The sequence below is a fragment of the Streptomyces sp. NPDC058295 genome (genome assembly GCF_042880655.1).
GTDB classification, from domain to species: domain Bacteria; phylum Actinomycetota; class Actinomycetes; order Streptomycetales; family Streptomycetaceae; genus Streptomyces; species Streptomyces coriariae.
Genome location: NZ_JBHVYO010000056.1, coordinates 34,388 through 49,472, shown reverse-complemented (window position 1 = coordinate 49,472; position 15,085 = coordinate 34,388). Strand labels below are relative to the sequence as shown.

Annotated in this window: 14 protein-coding genes, 1 rRNA gene and 1 riboswitch; of the genes, 13 read left to right on the top strand and 2 right to left on the bottom strand. The window is 69.0% G+C overall.

Annotation, left to right across the window (positions count from 1 at the left end):
- The 12 genes from rrf to ACFVYS_RS37670 form a co-directional block, all read left to right on the top strand.
- A 5S ribosomal RNA gene (gene rrf, locus ACFVYS_RS37725) occupies positions 1-95 on the top strand; the annotation flags it as partial.
- 109 nt (positions 96-204) lie between these two features.
- The gene (locus ACFVYS_RS37720) at positions 205-813 is read left to right on the top strand and encodes a CDP-alcohol phosphatidyltransferase family protein (protein WP_389509552.1); all 609 of its coding nucleotides are present in this window, start codon (positions 205-207) and stop codon (positions 811-813) included.
- A gap of 114 nt (positions 814-927) precedes the next feature.
- Positions 928-3,423: a mannose-1-phosphate guanyltransferase gene (locus tag ACFVYS_RS37715; protein WP_362271756.1), complete on the top strand. Its 2,496-nt coding sequence runs from the start codon at positions 928-930 to the stop codon at positions 3,421-3,423.
- Positions 3,424-3,589: 166 nt separating this feature from the next.
- A complete protein-coding gene (locus ACFVYS_RS37710) occupies positions 3,590-4,426 on the top strand; it encodes a DUF881 domain-containing protein (RefSeq protein ID WP_389509560.1) in 837 nt (278 codons plus the stop codon).
- Positions 4,423-4,755 carry a small basic family protein gene (locus tag ACFVYS_RS37705; protein ID WP_020133151.1) on the top strand — a complete coding sequence of 111 codons (333 nt, stop codon included), beginning with the start codon at positions 4,423-4,425 and terminating at the stop codon, positions 4,753-4,755. The genes ACFVYS_RS37710 and ACFVYS_RS37705 overlap by 4 nt, the downstream gene beginning before the upstream one ends.
- Before the next feature lie 5 nt (positions 4,756-4,760).
- Entirely contained in the window at positions 4,761-5,594 is an 834-nt protein-coding gene (locus tag ACFVYS_RS37700) for a DUF881 domain-containing protein (protein ID WP_389509549.1), read from the top strand.
- 82 nt (positions 5,595-5,676) lie between these two features.
- The gene (locus ACFVYS_RS37695) at positions 5,677-6,561 is read left to right on the top strand and encodes an FHA domain-containing protein (RefSeq protein WP_389509559.1); all 885 of its coding nucleotides are present in this window, start codon (positions 5,677-5,679) and stop codon (positions 6,559-6,561) included.
- A 44-nt stretch (positions 6,562-6,605) separates the two neighbouring features.
- Positions 6,606-7,343 (top strand): MerR family transcriptional regulator, encoded by a 738-nt coding sequence (locus ACFVYS_RS37690; RefSeq protein WP_389509547.1) that lies wholly within the window; start codon positions 6,606-6,608, stop codon positions 7,341-7,343.
- Positions 7,344-7,426: 83 nt separating this feature from the next.
- Positions 7,427-7,900 carry a bifunctional nuclease family protein gene (locus tag ACFVYS_RS37685; RefSeq protein WP_004934251.1) on the top strand — a complete coding sequence of 158 codons (474 nt, stop codon included), beginning with the start codon at positions 7,427-7,429 and terminating at the stop codon, positions 7,898-7,900.
- Between the two features lie 246 nt (positions 7,901-8,146).
- Entirely contained in the window at positions 8,147-8,830 is a 684-nt protein-coding gene (locus ACFVYS_RS37680) for a MerR family transcriptional regulator (RefSeq protein WP_078616156.1), read from the top strand.
- Positions 8,831-8,898: 68 nt separating this feature from the next.
- The gene (locus tag ACFVYS_RS37675; protein ID WP_389509545.1) at positions 8,899-10,314 is read left to right on the top strand and encodes a DNA polymerase IV; all 1,416 of its coding nucleotides are present in this window, start codon (positions 8,899-8,901) and stop codon (positions 10,312-10,314) included.
- A 100-nt stretch (positions 10,315-10,414) separates the two neighbouring features.
- Positions 10,415-10,876, top strand: a complete 462-nt coding sequence (locus ACFVYS_RS37670; protein WP_389509543.1) for a nucleotidyltransferase domain-containing protein — start codon at positions 10,415-10,417, stop codon at positions 10,874-10,876.
- A 14-nt stretch (positions 10,877-10,890) separates the two neighbouring features.
- Here ACFVYS_RS37670 and ACFVYS_RS37665 read toward each other — a convergent pair whose 3' ends face one another.
- Entirely contained in the window at positions 10,891-11,262 is a 372-nt protein-coding gene (locus tag ACFVYS_RS37665) for a PRC-barrel domain-containing protein (protein ID WP_389509541.1), read from the bottom strand.
- A gap of 112 nt (positions 11,263-11,374) precedes the next feature.
- A riboswitch (glycine riboswitch) is annotated at positions 11,375-11,470 on the top strand.
- Between the two features lie 183 nt (positions 11,471-11,653).
- On the opposite strand from ACFVYS_RS37665, the gene gcvP reads away from it, so the two are divergent.
- Complete coding sequence (gene gcvP, locus ACFVYS_RS37660; RefSeq protein WP_389509539.1) at positions 11,654-14,539, top strand: aminomethyl-transferring glycine dehydrogenase; 2,886 nt, start codon at positions 11,654-11,656, stop codon at positions 14,537-14,539.
- A gap of 50 nt (positions 14,540-14,589) precedes the next feature.
- Here gcvP and ACFVYS_RS37655 read toward each other — a convergent pair whose 3' ends face one another.
- The gene (locus ACFVYS_RS37655; protein ID WP_389509537.1) at positions 14,590-15,009 is read right to left on the bottom strand and encodes a molybdopterin-binding protein; all 420 of its coding nucleotides are present in this window, start codon (positions 15,007-15,009) and stop codon (positions 14,590-14,592) included.
- Positions 15,010-15,085: the final 76 nt, after the last annotated feature.

Below are 15,085 nucleotides of genomic sequence, written 5' to 3'. Positions count from 1 at the left end.
AAACGCCCGGTTACATTCCGAACCCGGAAGCTAAGCCTTACAGCGCCGATGGTACTGCAGGGGGGACCCTGTGGGAGAGTAGGACACCGCCGAACTCCTTTTAGAGCTCTGGCTCTTGGGCATACAGCCCGAGGGCCAGAGCTTTTTTGCGTTGAGGTAAGGTCAGGGGGCATCGTTGGCTCATTTCCTACTGGAGGCCCCCGGGTGGAGGTCCAGGAGACCCGTGTCCAGACAGACCGGGTCCTCACCATCCCGAACATCCTCAGCATGGCGCGTCTGGTCGGCGTACCCCTGTTCCTGTGGCTGATCCTCCGGCCCGAGTTCGGAGGCCCGCAGAGCGACGGCTGGGCTCTCCTCGTGCTGGCTTTCAGCGGGATCACCGACTATCTGGACGGCAAGCTCGCTCGGCGCTGGAACCAGATCAGCAGCCTCGGCCGGCTCCTCGACCCTGCTGCGGACCGGCTCTACATTCTCTCGACTCTGGTCGGTCTCACCTGGCGGGAGATTCTGCCTGTCTGGTTGACCGCTGTACTTCTGGCCCGTGAGCTGCTTCTGCTGGTGATGGTCGGCATCCTCAGGCGGCACGGCTATCCGCCGCCGCAGGTGAACTTCCTGGGGAAGGCGGCCACCTTCAACCTGATGTACTCCTTCCCGCTGCTGCTGCTCAGTGACGGAAGTGGCTGGCTGGCGTCACTCGCTGCCATTTTCGGATGGGCGTTCGCCGGATGGGGTACAACGCTCTATTGGTGGGCAGGAGTCCTCTACGTGGTACAGGTCCGCCGCCTGGTTCGTGCGGACGCCGTGGCCGACTGACCTCGCCGATTGGCAGCTGCGCAGTGGCTCGATGGCCCGCGGACGAAAAGTGCGGGACAATCTGGACGGGTGAAGTCGGCTAGACAGTCGTCTCTATAGGAGGACGCTTCCGACATGAAGGCCGTCGTGATGGCCGGAGGCGAAGGCACGCGCCTTCGCCCTATGACCTCGAGCATGCCCAAGCCGCTCCTGCCGGTGGCCAACCGGCCGATCATGGAGCACGTTCTGAGGCTGCTCAAAAGGCATGGGCTCAACGAGACCGTCGTAACTGTTCAGTTCTTGGCGTCGCTGGTCAAGAACTACTTCGGTGACGGCGAAGAGCTCGGAATGGAGCTCAGCTATGCCAACGAGGAGAAGCCACTCGGTACCGCCGGAAGCGTCAAGAACGCAGAGGAGGCGCTGAAGGACGACGCCTTCGTCGTCATCTCCGGTGATGCCCTCACTGACTTCGACCTCACCGAGTTGATCGCCTTCCACAAGGAAAAGGGTGCACTGGTCACGGTCTGTCTGACGCGTGTGCCCAATCCGCTGGAATTCGGCATCACCATCGTCGACGAAGAGGGCAAGGTCGAGCGTTTCCTCGAGAAGCCGACCTGGGGCCAGGTTTTCTCGGACACCGTTAACACGGGCATCTACGTCATGGAGCCGGAGGTCTTCGACTACGTCGAGGCCGATGTGCCCGTGGACTGGTCCGGAGATGTCTTCCCGCAGCTGATGAAGGAGGGCAAGCCGGTCTACGGCTTCATCGCCGAGGGCTACTGGGAAGATGTGGGCACGCACGAGAGCTACGTGAAGGCCCAGGCCGACGTGCTCGAAGGCAAGGTCGACGTCGAGATCGACGGATTCGAGATCTCGCCCGGCGTGTGGGTGGCCGAGGGTGCCGAGGTGCATCCCGATGCCGTCCTTCGCGGGCCGCTCTACATCGGGGACTACGCGAAGGTCGAGGCCGGCGCCGAGATCCGCGAACACTCCGTCATCGGATCCAACGTCGTCGTGAAGAGCGGGGCCTTCCTGCACAAGGCCGTGGTGCACGACAACGTGTACGTCGGTGAGCACAGCAATCTCCGTGGCTGTGTCGTCGGGAAGAACACCGACATCATGCGGGCGGCCCGGATCGAGGACGGCGCCGTCATTGGTGACGAATGCCTGATCGGTGAAGAATCGATCGTGCAGGGCAATGTACGGGTCTATCCCTTCAAGACCATCGAAGCCGGCGCGTTCGTCAACACATCGGTGATCTGGGAGTCCCGTGGGCAGGCGCACCTGTTCGGTGCCCGTGGGGTGTCCGGAATCCTGAACGTGGAGATCACGCCCGAACTGGCCGTGCGCCTCGCCGGTGCCTACGCCACAACCCTTAAGAAGGGGTCCACGGTCACCACGGCCCGGGACCACTCGCGTGGTGCCCGAGCGCTGAAGCGGGCGGTCATCTCCGCGCTGCAGGCCAGCGCCATCGACGTACGGGACCTGGAGAACGTCCCGCTGCCCGTGGCGCGGCAGCAGACGGCGCGGGGGAGTGCCGGCGGGATCATGATCCGGACCTCGCCCGGGGTGCCGGACTCCGTCGACATCATGTTCTTCGACGGACAGGGCGCGGATCTGTCGCAGGGCAGTCAGCGCAAGCTGGACCGGGTGTTCGCGCGGCAGGAGTACCGGCGGGCGTTCCCGGGAGAGATCGGGGACCTGCATTTCCCGGCCAGCGTCTTCGACTCGTACACCGGGTCGTTGCTGCGGAACGTGGACACGACAGGGATCGCCGAGTCCGGGCTCAAGGTCGTGGTGGACGCTTCGAACGGCAGCGCCGGGTTGGTGTTGCCGAGTCTCCTGGGGAAGCTCGGTGTGGACTCGCTGACCGTCAATCCCGGTCTGAACGAGGCCAGGCCTACGGAGACGGGTGACCAGCGGCGTTCCGGGCTCGTCCGGCTCGGAGAGATCGTGGCTTCGTCGCGGGCCGCGTTCGGCGTGCGCTTCGACCCTGTGGGTGAGCGGCTCTCGCTCGTCGACGAGAAGGGCCGGATCATCGAGGACGACCGGGCGCTGCTCGTGCTGCTCGACCTGGTGGCCGCCGAGCGGCGCAGTGGGCGGGTGGCCCTGCCGGTGACCACGACGAGGATCGCCGAGCAGGTGGCGGCGTATCACGGGACGCAGGTCGAGTGGACGACGACCTCGCCTGACGACCTCACCCGGGTGGGACGCGACGAGACGGCCATCTTCGGCGGGGACGGCAAGGGCGGCTTCATCGTCCCGGAGTTCAGCAGCGTCTTCGACGGTACGGCGGCCTTCGTGCGGTTGATCGGGCTGGTGGCGCGGACGCAGCTCACCCTCAGCCAGATCGACGCGCGGATTCCGCGGGCGCACGTCCTGAAGCGGGATCTGGCGACCCCGTGGGCGGTCAAGGGCCTCGTGATGCGGCGCGTCGTGGAGGTGGCCGGAGACCGCTTCGTGGACACCACCGACGGTGTCCGGGTGGTGGAGACGGACGGGCGCTGGGTGATGGTGCTGCCGGACCCGGCCGAGGCCGTCACCCACCTGTGGGCGGAGGGGCCGGACGACGCGTCGGCGCAGGCTCTGCTCGACGAGTGGGCAGCGGTCGTGGACAGCGCCGGACGCTGATCCACGCGCACGCGTGCGTGCCGGACAAGTGTCCCCAAGGGGGCCTGTCCGGCACGCCGGTGGGGCCATTCGGAGGTACTGGGCGCGACGTGCGACGATGTGCGGCATGCCGCAGCAGCCCCCCGTTCGGAGCACACTCGCGCGTGTGTCGCGCCCGGACGCGTCCATGTCGCTGCTCACCAACGTCATGGACCACAGCCTCGACGACGGCTATGCCGAGGCCGCCGCCCGTAAGCAGGCCGAGGGCGCCGCTGGTCTGCCCAGGACGGTTCGGGCGAAGCTGGGTCTGGCCGTGGGCCTGGTGCTCGCGGCTCTCGTGGTCACCGTCGGTGCGGCGCAGGCTCGGGTCGCGGCGCCGGTCGTCGCGAAGGAGCGCGAGGAACTCATCGACCGTATCGATCGTGAGACCGATGCGGCCGACGCGCTCGAAAGCACCGTCGACAAGCTGCGCGACGATGTGAGCAGCCGGCAGCAGGAGGCGCTCAAGCAGAGCGGCGGCAGTGGCCAGGCGGATCTGGTGGGCATCCTGTCGGGCGCCGTCGAGGTGCACGGGCCAGGCGTCAAGCTGGTCGTGGACGACGCCAAGGAAGCCACCACGGGCGGTGACGGCAACCCGCGTGAGACCTCCGGCTTCTCCGACACCGGACGGGTCAGGGACCGGGACATGCAGCGCGTGGTCAACGGACTGTGGGCGTCGGGTGCCGAGGCCGTCTCCATCAACGGACAACGGCTGACGGCGCTCTCGGCGATCAGGGCCGCGGGTGAGGCGATACTGGTCGACAACAAACCGCTGGTCCCGCCGTACACGGTGCTCGCGGTGGGGGACGGGAAGAACCTCAGCACCAGGTTCCAGAACAGTGCCGACGGGCTGTATCTGAACGCCTTGCAGGAGAACTACGGCATCCGGACGGCCATCTCCGTGGCGGACGACGTCCGGCTGCCCGCCGCACCGAGTGTGATCGTACGTACAGCGCAGCCGAGAACTGAGAAGGGCACATCGTGATCGCCGTACTGGGCCTCGTCGTGGGAGTCGTGGCCGGCCTGTTGGTCCAGCCCGAGGTTCCGGCAGCCGTCGTGCCTTATCTGCCGATCGCCGTGGTGGCGGCGCTGGACGCCGTGTTCGGTGGGCTTCGGGCCATGCTCGACGGCATCTTCGACGACAAGGTGTTCGTGGTGTCCTTCCTGTCGAACGTGGTGGTGGCCGCGTTGATCGTGTTCCTGGGTGACGAGTTGGGCGTCGGATCGCAGCTGTCCACCGGGGTCGTGGTCGTCCTCGGTATCCGGATCTTCTCCAACGCCGCGGCGATCCGTCGGCACGTCTTCCGGGCGTGAGGTCGATGAGCAACCAGGACGAGACGCCCGAGTACAGGCTCCGCAAGGAGTTGCCCGACGAGGTCCCGGTGACGCCGTCCGCGGACGGCGTCACCGAGAAGCCGGCCGAGCCCGCGCTGACCGGTCGGCAGCGGCTGGTGCAGGGCATCTGGCCGCCGCGGGTGTCCAGGGCCCAACTCATCGTCGCCCTGCTGCTGTTCGGTCTGGGCTTCGGCCTGGCCGTGCAGGTCGCCTCCAACAGCGACAGCGGAAACGCGCTGCGCGGTGCGCGTCAGGAAGATCTCGTACGCATCCTCGATGAACTCGATGACCGCAGTCAGCGTCTTGAGGACGAGAAGCAAGGTCTCGAGAAGCAGCAGCAGGAGCTGGAGAACAGCTCCGACCAGGCCGAGGAGGCCCGGAAGCAGACGGTCGAGAAGGAGAAGCAACTCGGCATTCTGGCGGGCACGGTCGCTGCGCAGGGGCCGGGCATCACGATGACCATCGAGGACACGAAGGGGACGGTCGAGGCGGACATGTTGCTCGACGCGATCCAGGAGCTGCGCGCGGCCGGGGCCGAGGCCATCCAGGTGAACGGGGTGCGGGTCGTCGCCGGCACCTTTCTGACGGATTCGGGCAAGAGCGTGAGCGTCGACGGGAACAAGATCAACACGCCCTTTCGTTTCAAGGTCATCGGCAACCCGCAGGACCTCGAGCCGGCGCTGAACATCCCTGGAGGCGTGGTGCAGACTCTTGAGAAGGAGCAGGCCACCGTGACCGTCGAACGGTCGGACAAGATCGTTGTGGACGCCTTGCGAGCGGCGAAGCAGCCTGACTACGCTCGGTCGTCGGGCCAGTGAACCGGGGGTGCATGGGGGTCGTCCGGCAGGGGCATGAGGTTGCGGGGGGTCGACGCACCGATCGGGTGGTGCGTGGTGGAAACTGTCTGGTGGGCACGGACGTTGTGAAGGTGTCCGGGTCGACCGGTGTATTCAGTCAGGGTTCGTCCTGCCCCACGGGCGGGTCTGTTTCGGTCAAGGGGAATCGCCCGTGAAGTTGTTTGCGAAGTTGTTCGGCAAGAGCGCGCGAGAGGGTAGCGACAACGCGACCGCTCGCCATCGCGCACAGCCTGACGCCGAGGGTCAGCGGCCGCTGTTCAGGGACCAGGTGGCTGGTCAGGGCGGCGATGTTTCCGGCGGCCAGGGCGCGGCGTCTGTTGACCCTGCGCAGCCCGGCGGCATAGGTTTCGGCCAACCGTCAACCTCAAGTACGGGTGGAGGGTTTTCCCCTATGTCGGCCCTGGTGTGTACGAGGTGCGGTAACCGCAACGCGGAGAACAGCCGCTTCTGCTCCAACTGCGGCGCGCCGCTGCGCCCCGGTCTGACGCCCGAGCGGGCGTCGGAGACGACCTCCACCATCTCCATCTCCGGTCTCGAGGCCTACGACGCCGAGGTCACCGGTCAGACGCAGCTGCCCGCGCTCTCGCCCGAGGCGCAGGCCGCGGTCGACGCGCTGCCGCTGGGTTCCGCCCTGCTGGTCGTGCGGCGCGGCCCGAACTCGGGCAGCCGCTTCCTTCTGGACGGCGACCTGACGACGGCCGGTCGTCACCCGCAGAGCGACATCTTCCTGGACGACGTGACGGTCTCGCGTCGGCACGTGGAGTTCCGGCGCAATGCGGACGGCACGTTCAAGGTGGCGGACGTCGGCAGTCTGAACGGCACGTACGTCAACCGGGAGCGCATCGACGAGGTTCCCCTGTCGAACGGTGACGAGGTGCAGATCGGCAAGTACCGGCTGGTCTTCTACGCGAGCCAGCGGGGCTACTGACCGGCCCCCGGGCACCGTCCGGGGGGACTCCCCAGGGAAGGTCCATGCTTCAAACACCGAGGGGCGGTGCCGGACACGGCACCGCCGCCGAGGACGGTGGTCCGATGAGCATCGGCACCGTGCTGAACGCGCTGCGCGACGAGTTTCCCGAAGTCACCATCTCCAAGATCCGTTTCCTGGAGTCGGAAGGGCTGATCGAGCCGCAACGGACCCCTTCGGGGTACCGGAAGTTCAGTGTGCAGGACGTCGAGCGCCTCGGCCACGTCCTGAGGATGCAGCGGGACCACTACCTGCCGCTCAAGGTCATTCGGGAGCACCTGGACGCCGTGGAGCGCGGTGAGGCCGCGCCGCTGCCCACCGTGGGCCGCCAGCGGGACGGCGAGGCCGGTGTGGAGGCGTCGGAGGGGCCCACCGTCGCCAGGATCGGCCGGTCCGAGCTGCTGGCGGCCGCGGGAATCGGTGAGCCGGAGCTCGCCGAGTGGGAGTCGTACGGTCTCGTCGCGCCGTTGGAGGACGGGGTCTACGACGCCGAGGCGGCCACGGTGGCAGCGCTCGTCGCCGAGCTGGGCAGATTCGGGATCGAGCCCCGGCACCTGCGGGTGATGAAGGCCGCGGCCGACCGTGAGGCCGGGCTCGTGGACCAGGTGGTGGCCCCGCTCAAGCGCCACCGCAATCCGCAGACCAGAGCCCACGCAAAGGCCCGTACGAAGGAAATCGCGGGGCTCACGGTGCGGCTGCACGCGGCGTTGGTGCAGACGGCACTCGGGGTGCGACTGCCCTGAACGGCGGTTTCGCCCTGGGCGGATCGGTCACCCGTTCCCGGCCCGACTACCCAAACGTCCCGGGCACGGCCTAGGGTTGCTGTGTGAACGAGCTCGATGTCGTAGGTGTCCGGGTCGAGATGCCCTCCAACCAACCGATCGTGCTGCTGCGTGAAGTGGGAGGCGACCGTTACCTTCCCATCTGGATCGGACCGGGCGAGGCGACGGCGATCGCCTTCGCCCAGCAGGGCATGGCTCCCGCGCGACCGCTGACCCACGACCTGTTCAAGGACGTGCTGGAGGCCGTCGGCCAGGAGCTCACCGAGGTGCGCATCACGGACCTGCGGGAGGGCGTCTTCTACGCGGAGCTGGTCTTCGCCAGCGGGGTCGAGGTGAGCGCGCGTCCGTCGGACGCCATAGCGCTGGCGTTGCGCACGGGAACACCGATCTACGGCAGTGACACGGTCCTCGATGACGCGGGGATCGCCATCCCGGACGAGCAGGAGGACGAGGTGGAGAAGTTCCGCGAGTTCCTCGACCAGATCTCGCCCGAGGACTTCGGCACCAGCAACCAGTAGTCGGCACATGCGCGGAACGGGGGCGTCCTGCACGAGGGCGCCCGTCCTGCTTCTCGGCAAATGCCAACGGCGAGTGAGAGCGTCCTACGGCTACTTCTCAGCGCATTCGGCTAGCCTTTCCCCGCGACGGGGTGCGGGAAACCACTCTCAGGGTGATTATCACTCGGCGTGCCGAGTGTGGCGATCGTTGACGCACCCCTGGTGACTGCCTACCGTCGACAAGGCAGGTCAAGGACGGAGGTCGGCGTGAGAAGCAGCGGCGACGGTACGGCTGGGGGTGCCCCCGGACTCGGTGTCGGGGGGAGCGGTCCGTACCCTTCCCCGGGCTCTCCAGCACGCTCGAGCAGGGGATACCCCCAGCAGAGCAGCGCGGCCGACCACGCTCCGCAGCGACCGGCGGCCGTGCCGAGCAGCGGAGGGGCGACGTCCATGGCGTCCGAGCAGATCGGCTATCGCGGTCCGACGGCCTGCGCGGCCGCCGGCATCACCTATCGGCAGTTGGACTACTGGGCCCGCACCGGGCTGGTGGAGCCGAGCGTGCGGCCCGCCCACGGGTCCGGCACGCAGCGGCTGTACAGCTTCCGGGACGTCGTCGTCCTGAAGATCGTCAAGCGTTTCCTCGACACCGGGGTGTCGCTCCAGAACATCCGCACCGCCGTGCAGCATCTGCGGGAGCGCGGATTCAGCGACCTGGAGCGCATGACGCTGATGAGCGACGGCGCCACCGTCTACGAGTGCACCTCGCCGGACGAGGTCCACGCGCTGCTCCAAGGCGGCCAGGGCATCTTCGGGATCGCTGTGGGCGTGGTGTGGCGGGACGTCGAGAGCGCGCTGTCGCAGTTGCACGGGGAGCGTGTCGACACGGGGGAGACGCTCGTCGGGCACAATCCGGCGGACGAACTGGCCCGTCGGCGCAACCGGGCGGTCTGACACCCTCCTGGGGCGCGAGGGGCGGCTGTACGACGTCATTGTCAGTGGCGTGGTGCAGCATCGGACATGTGAGAAACGCGCCCACGATCCTGCATCTCGACATGGATGCCTTCTTCGCCCAGGCGGAGCAGGCGTCCAAGCCGAGCCTGCGTGGGAAAGCCGTGGTCGTGGGCGGTCTCGGGCCCCGTGGAGTGGTCGCGACCGCCTCCTACGAGGCGCGGGTCTTCGGAGTGCACTCGGCGATGCCCATGGCCCAGGCGCGCCGGCGGGCTCCGAACGCCGCGTATCTGGTTCCGCGCTTCGCGTTCTACCGGTCGATCAGCGAGCAGGTCATGGGGCTGCTGCGGGGGCTGTCGCCGCTGGTGGAGCCGCTGAGCCTGGACGAGGCCTTCGTGGACCTGGATGCCGGGGGAGCGGCCTGGGACGGTGAGTCGGCGCGGCTGGCGGGGATCAGGCTGCGCGCGGACATACGGGCCGTCACCGGGCTCACGGGGTCGGTGGGCCTGGCCTCCTGCAAGATGCTGGCGAAGATCGCCTCGGAGCAGGCGAAGCCCGACGGGCTGGTGCTCATCGAACCGGGGACCGAGCGGGCCCTGCTCGGCCCGCTGTCGGTGCGGACCCTGCCGGGGGTCGGCCCGGCGACGGGGGACCATCTGCGCCGGGCCGGGATCACCACGATCGACGAGATCGCCGAGGCCGGTGAGGACGAGCTGGTGCGGCTGCTGGGCAAGGCACACGGGCACGCGCTGTACGCCATGGCGCTGGCCCGCGACGACCGGCCCGTGGTGGCGGAGCGGGAGGCCAAGTCGGTGTCGGTCGAGGACACGTACGACGTGGACATCCACGACCGGGTCCGGGTGGAGTTGGAGGTGCAGCGGCTCGCGGACCGCTGTGTGCGCAGGCTGCGGGGGGCCGGTCTGTCGGGGCGGACCATCGTGCTGAAGGTGCGGCGGTACGACTTCTCCACGCTCACCCGCTCCGAGACCCTGCGCGGGCCCACCGATGATCCGGCGGTGGTCCGGGAGGCGGCGGCCCGGTTGCTGGACTCGGTGGACACGACGGGCGGGGTGCGACTGCTCGGGGTGGGCGTCAGCGGGCTGGCGGACTTCACACAGGAGGATCTGTTCGCGCAGGCCGCCGAGGACCGGGCGGACGGGCCCGAGGAGGAACTCGCGGACGAGCCCGTCGGCGAGGCGCCGGTGCCGGTCGAGCGCCAGTGGCGCCCAGGACACGATGTGCGGCATGCCGAGCTCGGACACGGATGGGTGCAGGGCAGTGGGCTGGGCCGGGTCACCGTGCGGTTCGAGACGCCCGAGTCGGAGCCGGGGCGGGTGCGCACCTTCAGGACCGACGATCCGGGGCTGGAGCCGGCGGATCCGTTGCCGCTGGTGCGACGACGACCTGAGGACGACGGCGGGACGGCGGCGGGAGCGCCGCGTCCGGAGGCGAAGCCGTCGGGGCTGGAGTCCGGGAACTCCGCATGAGGCGGATCAGTTACACAGAGTGAAGCGGTTCGAAGTGTGGGGTGTGTCGGAGCGGTGGCGGCGTCCCGAGGGGGGACGCCGGTGACGGATGGGGAGCTGCATGAAGCTGCACGGAGGCCAGTTCGCGGACCCGGCCGGGGCGTCGCCGGAGCGCGAGGCGGAGATGCGCCGGGTGGTGGACCGGGTCACCCGGTGGGCCGGGAACCGGAGCGACGTGGTGGGGCTGCTGCTCGTCGGGTCCTTCGCGCGTGGGGCCGCGCGTCCCGACTCGGATGTGGACCTCGTGGTGTTGTCGACGGCGCCTGCCCGGTACGCGGAGGACGACGGGTGGGCGCGTGAGCTGGCCCTGGGGGAGGTGTCCCGGGTCCGGGAACGGGGGCCCGTCACCGAATGGCGGTATGTGACCGCCTCCGGTCTGGAGGTCGAGGTGGGCGTCGGTTACACCCACTGGGCGCGGACCGATCCGGTCGACGCCGGCACCCGAAGAGTCGTCACGGACGGCGCCCGGCCGTTGTACGACCCTGCCGGGATCCTCGGGGCGCTGATACAGGCCTGCGGCTGAGGGGCCGAGGGGGGTCAGCTGTCGTCCGTACCCGCCAGGCGGCCGAAGTCGCGGTCGGGGAGCGGGGGAGCGGCGCCCACGTCGAGGCCGTAGTGGTGGTAGAGCTGGAGCTCCTGTTCCGGGGAGAGGTGGCGACCCACACCGAAGTCGGGAGCGTCCTTGATCAGGGCCCGTTCGAAGGGGATGCGCAGGGTGCCCTCGACCAGTCGGCTGGGCTCCAGGGGGACGAAGGCGTCGCGGGAGAACAGACCGGTGCGTATGGCCGCCCACTCCGGAACTCCGGTGGCGTCGTCGAGGTAGACCTCGTCGACTGTGCCGATCTTGGTGCCGTTGCGGTCGAACGCCTTGCGGCCGATCAGGTTGCGCGGATCGATGTCGGTCTGCACGGGCCCTCCACTTGGTCGCAACTCATCCGTAAGCACTACAAAAGAGCACATTGGGACGAGCGGCCACTCGAGCGAGTCTCGTTGACCCCGCTGGTAGTCTGACAACGGCTGCTGACACCGCGCGGGAGAGTCCTCCGGACATCACCGGAGGCGCCGAAGGAGCAAATCCTCCCCGGAATCTCTCAGGCTCACGTACCGCACGGACGAGGTCACTCTGGAAAGCAGGGCGGGTGCCGACGGCGTCGACGGCTCCCGCTCTCACCGACGGTGAAAGCCGGGTGCCCTCGGGCGACCCGGTGAAGCTCTCAGGTTGAGATGACAGAGGGGGAGGCCGTCCGGGTACCCACCGTGGTGACCCTCGAAGGTCGTGTCAGACCAGGAGGCCTCCGTAATGACCGCCCACCGCATTCCGCTCTCAGAGCTCGAGCAAGGAATTCCCTTCGAACAGCGCCACATCGGGCCCGACCTCGAAGCGCGGGCCAAGATGCTCGCACAGGTCGGCTACGGCTCGCTCGACGAGCTCACCGCCGCGGCGGTCCCGGATGTGATCAAGAACGCCGACGCGCTGGATCTGCCGGGCGCGCGCACCGAGGCAGAGGTGCTGGCCGAGCTGCGCTCGCTGGCCGACCGCAACCAGGTCCTCGACTCGATGATCGGCCTCGGCTACTACGGGACGTTCACGCCGCCCGTCATCCTGCGCAACGTCATGGAGAACCCGGCCTGGTACACGGCCTACACGCCGTACCAGCCGGAGATCTCCCAGGGCCGGCTCGAGGCGCTGCTGAACTTCCAGACCGTGGTCGCCGACCTCACCGGGCTGCCGACCTCCGGCGCGTCGCTGCTCGACGAGGGCACGGCAGCCGCCGAGGCGATGGCGCTGTCCCGGCGCATGGGGAAGAACAAGAAGGGCCTCTTCCTCATCGACGCGGACGCGCTGCCGCAGACCATCGCCGTGATCGAGACCCGCGCCGAGCCGACGGGCGTGGAGGTCGTCGTCGCCGACCTGAGCGACGGGATCCCGGCGGAGATCGCGGCGCGGGAGATCAATGGCGTGCTCGTCCAGTACCCCGGCGCCTCCGGTGCCGTACGTGACCTCAAGGCGCTCGTCGAGCAGGCGCACGGTCTCGGCGCGCTCGTCACCGTCGCCGCGGATCTGCTCGCGCTGACGCTGCTGAAGTCGCCGGGCGAGCTGGGGGCGGACATCGCCGTCGGTACGACGCAGCGGTTCGGCGTGCCGATGGGCTTCGGCGGGCCGCACGCCGGTTACATGGCCGTCCGCGAGCAGTTCGCGCGCAGCCTGCCCGGGCGGCTGGTGGGTGTGTCGGTGGACGCCGACGGGCACAAGGCCTACCGGCTCGCGCTCCAGACGCGTGAGCAGCACATCCGGCGCGAGAAGGCCACCAGCAACATCTGCACGGCACAGGTGCTGCTGGCGGTGATGGCGGGGATGTACGCCGTCTACCACGGTCCCGACGGGCTGCGGGCGATCGCCCGGCGCACGCACCGGTACGCCTCCGTCCTCGCCGCCGGGCTCGAGGCCGGCGGGGTCGAGGTCGTGCACGGGGCGTACTTCGACACGCTGACCGTGCGGGTGCCGGCGAAGGCCGCCGAGGTCGTCGCCGCCGCGCGGGAGCTCGGGGTCAACCTGCACCTCGTCGACGCCGACCAGGTGTCGATCGCCTGCGACGAGACGACCGCCCGCGCGCAGGTGTCCGCCGTCTGGGCCGCCTTCGGGGTGGACGGCGACATCGAGTCGCTCGACGCGGCCACCGCCGACTCCCTGCCCGCCGGGCTGCTGCGGTCCGACGCGGTCCTGACGCATTCCGTCTTCCACCAGCACCGTTCCGAGACCGCGATGCTGCGCTACCTGCGCCGGCTCGCGGACCGGGACTACGCGCTGGACCGGGGCATGATCCCGCTGGGCTCCTGCACCATGAAGCTCAACGCGACCACCGAGATGGAGCCGGTCACCTGGCCGGAGTTCGGGCAGCTGCACCCCTTCGCGCCGGCCGAGCAGGCGGAGGGCTACCTGACGCTCATCCGCGAGCTGGAGGAGCGGCTCGCCGAGGTCACCGGGTACGACAAGGTGTCGCTCCAGCCGAACGCCGGGTCGCAGGGCGAGCTGGCCGGTCTGCTCGCCGTCCGCGGGTACCACCGGGGCAACGGGGACGAGCAGCGGACCGTGTGCCTCATCCCGTCCTCCGCGCACGGCACGAACGCGGCCAGTGCCGTGATGGCGGGCATGAAGGTCGTGGTCGTGAAGACCGCCGAGGACGGCGAGATCGACGTCGAGGACCTGCGGGCGAAGATCGAGCGGTACCGGGACGAGCTGTCGGTGCTGATGATCACCTACCCGTCGACGCACGGGGTGTTCGAGGAGCATGTCGCCGACATCTGCGCCCAGGTGCACGAGGCGGGCGGGCAGGTGTACGTCGACGGCGCCAACCTCAACGCGCTCGTCGGTGTCGCCAAGCCGGGGCACTTCGGCGGCGACGTCTCGCACCTGAACCTGCACAAGACGTTCTGCATCCCCCACGGCGGCGGTGGCCCGGGCGTCGGACCCGTGGCCGTACGGTCGCACCTGGCGCCGTATCTGCCGAACCACCCGCTCCAGCCCGCGGCAGGGCCGGACACCGGGGTGGGGCCGATCTCCGCGGCTCCCTGGGGTTCCGCCGGGATACTGCCGATCTCGTGGGCGTATGTGCGGCTCATGGGCGGCGAGGGGCTCAAGCGGGCCACGCAGGTGGCCGTGCTGAGCGCCAACTACATCGCCAAGCGGCTGGAGCCGCACTACCCGGTGCTCTACAACGGGCCGGGCGGGCTGGTCGCGCACGAGTGCATCATCGACCTGCGGCCGCTGACCAAGGCGACCGGCGTGAGCGTCGACGATGTCGCCAAGCGGCTCATCGACTACGGGTTCCACGCGCCGACGATGTCGTTCCCGGTGGCCGGGACGCTGATGATCGAGCCGACCGAGTCCGAGGACCTGATCGAGATCGACCGTTTCTGTGAGGCGATGATCGCCATCCGTGCGGAGATCGAGAAGGTCGGGGCCGGCGAGTGGCCGGCCGAGGACAACCCGCTGCACGGTGCCCCGCACACCGCGGCCGCGCTGGGCGGGAAGTGGGAGCACGCGTACACGCGTGAGGAGGCCGTCTTCCCAGCCGGTGTGTCGGCCGCCGACAAGTACTGGCCGCCGGTGCGCCGGATCGACCAGGCCTTCGGCGACCGGAACCTGGTCTGCTCGTGCCCGCCGCTGGACGCGTACGAGGACTGAGCCGGTGCGTGAGGGCCCCTGTCCGTTCCGGGCGGGGGCCCTCACGCGTGTCAAGCCGTCGCCAGGGACACCTCGGTCGCCTTGATCAGCGCGATGACGTCGGAGCCGACGAAGAGGCCCAGGTCGGTGGCCGCTTCCTTGGTGATCACCGCGGTGAGTTCGCCCCCGTCCATGGAGACCTTCACCGAGGCCATGACCCCGCCCGTCACGAGGCCGGTGATCGTGCCGGTGAGCTGGTTGCGGATCGAGAGACCGTCGACCCGGCCGGTGGCCAGGGAGACCTCCGTGGACTTCACCAGGGCGCGGACGGCGGTGCCGGCGGCGAGGGCGAGTTGGTCCACGGCCTCCAGCGTGATGGCCGCCGTGAGGTCCTGGCCGCCGTCCAGATGGATCTTGACGGTGGCCATCACCTCGCCGGGACGGACGGCGGTGACGGTGCCGGGGAGTTGGTTGCGGATGCTCAGGCTCATGAGCGTCAACGGTAGGCCGCGGGTCGCCTTATGCGGGTTATGTGCGGGTCTGCGTCGCCCTGGCGGCGTCGGGCCG

What these genes read in the sequence shown, in the direction of transcription:
- gcvP (WP_389509539.1), top strand. Translation starts at nt 11,654, where the DNA reads ATGACCGCCCACCGCATTCCGCTCTCAGAGCTCGAGCAAGGAATTCCC.
- ACFVYS_RS37655 (WP_389509537.1), bottom strand. Translation starts at nt 15,009, where the DNA reads ATGAGCCTGAGCATCCGCAACCAACTCCCCGGCACCGTCACCGCCGTC.
- ACFVYS_RS37670 (WP_389509543.1), top strand. Translation starts at nt 10,415, where the DNA reads ATGAAGCTGCACGGAGGCCAGTTCGCGGACCCGGCCGGGGCGTCGCCG.
- ACFVYS_RS37715 (WP_362271756.1), top strand. Translation starts at nt 928, where the DNA reads ATGAAGGCCGTCGTGATGGCCGGAGGCGAAGGCACGCGCCTTCGCCCT.
- ACFVYS_RS37690 (WP_389509547.1), top strand. Translation starts at nt 6,606, where the DNA reads ATGCTTCAAACACCGAGGGGCGGTGCCGGACACGGCACCGCCGCCGAG.
- ACFVYS_RS37710 (WP_389509560.1), top strand. Translation starts at nt 3,590, where the DNA reads ATGTCGCTGCTCACCAACGTCATGGACCACAGCCTCGACGACGGCTAT.
- ACFVYS_RS37700 (WP_389509549.1), top strand. Translation starts at nt 4,761, where the DNA reads ATGAGCAACCAGGACGAGACGCCCGAGTACAGGCTCCGCAAGGAGTTG.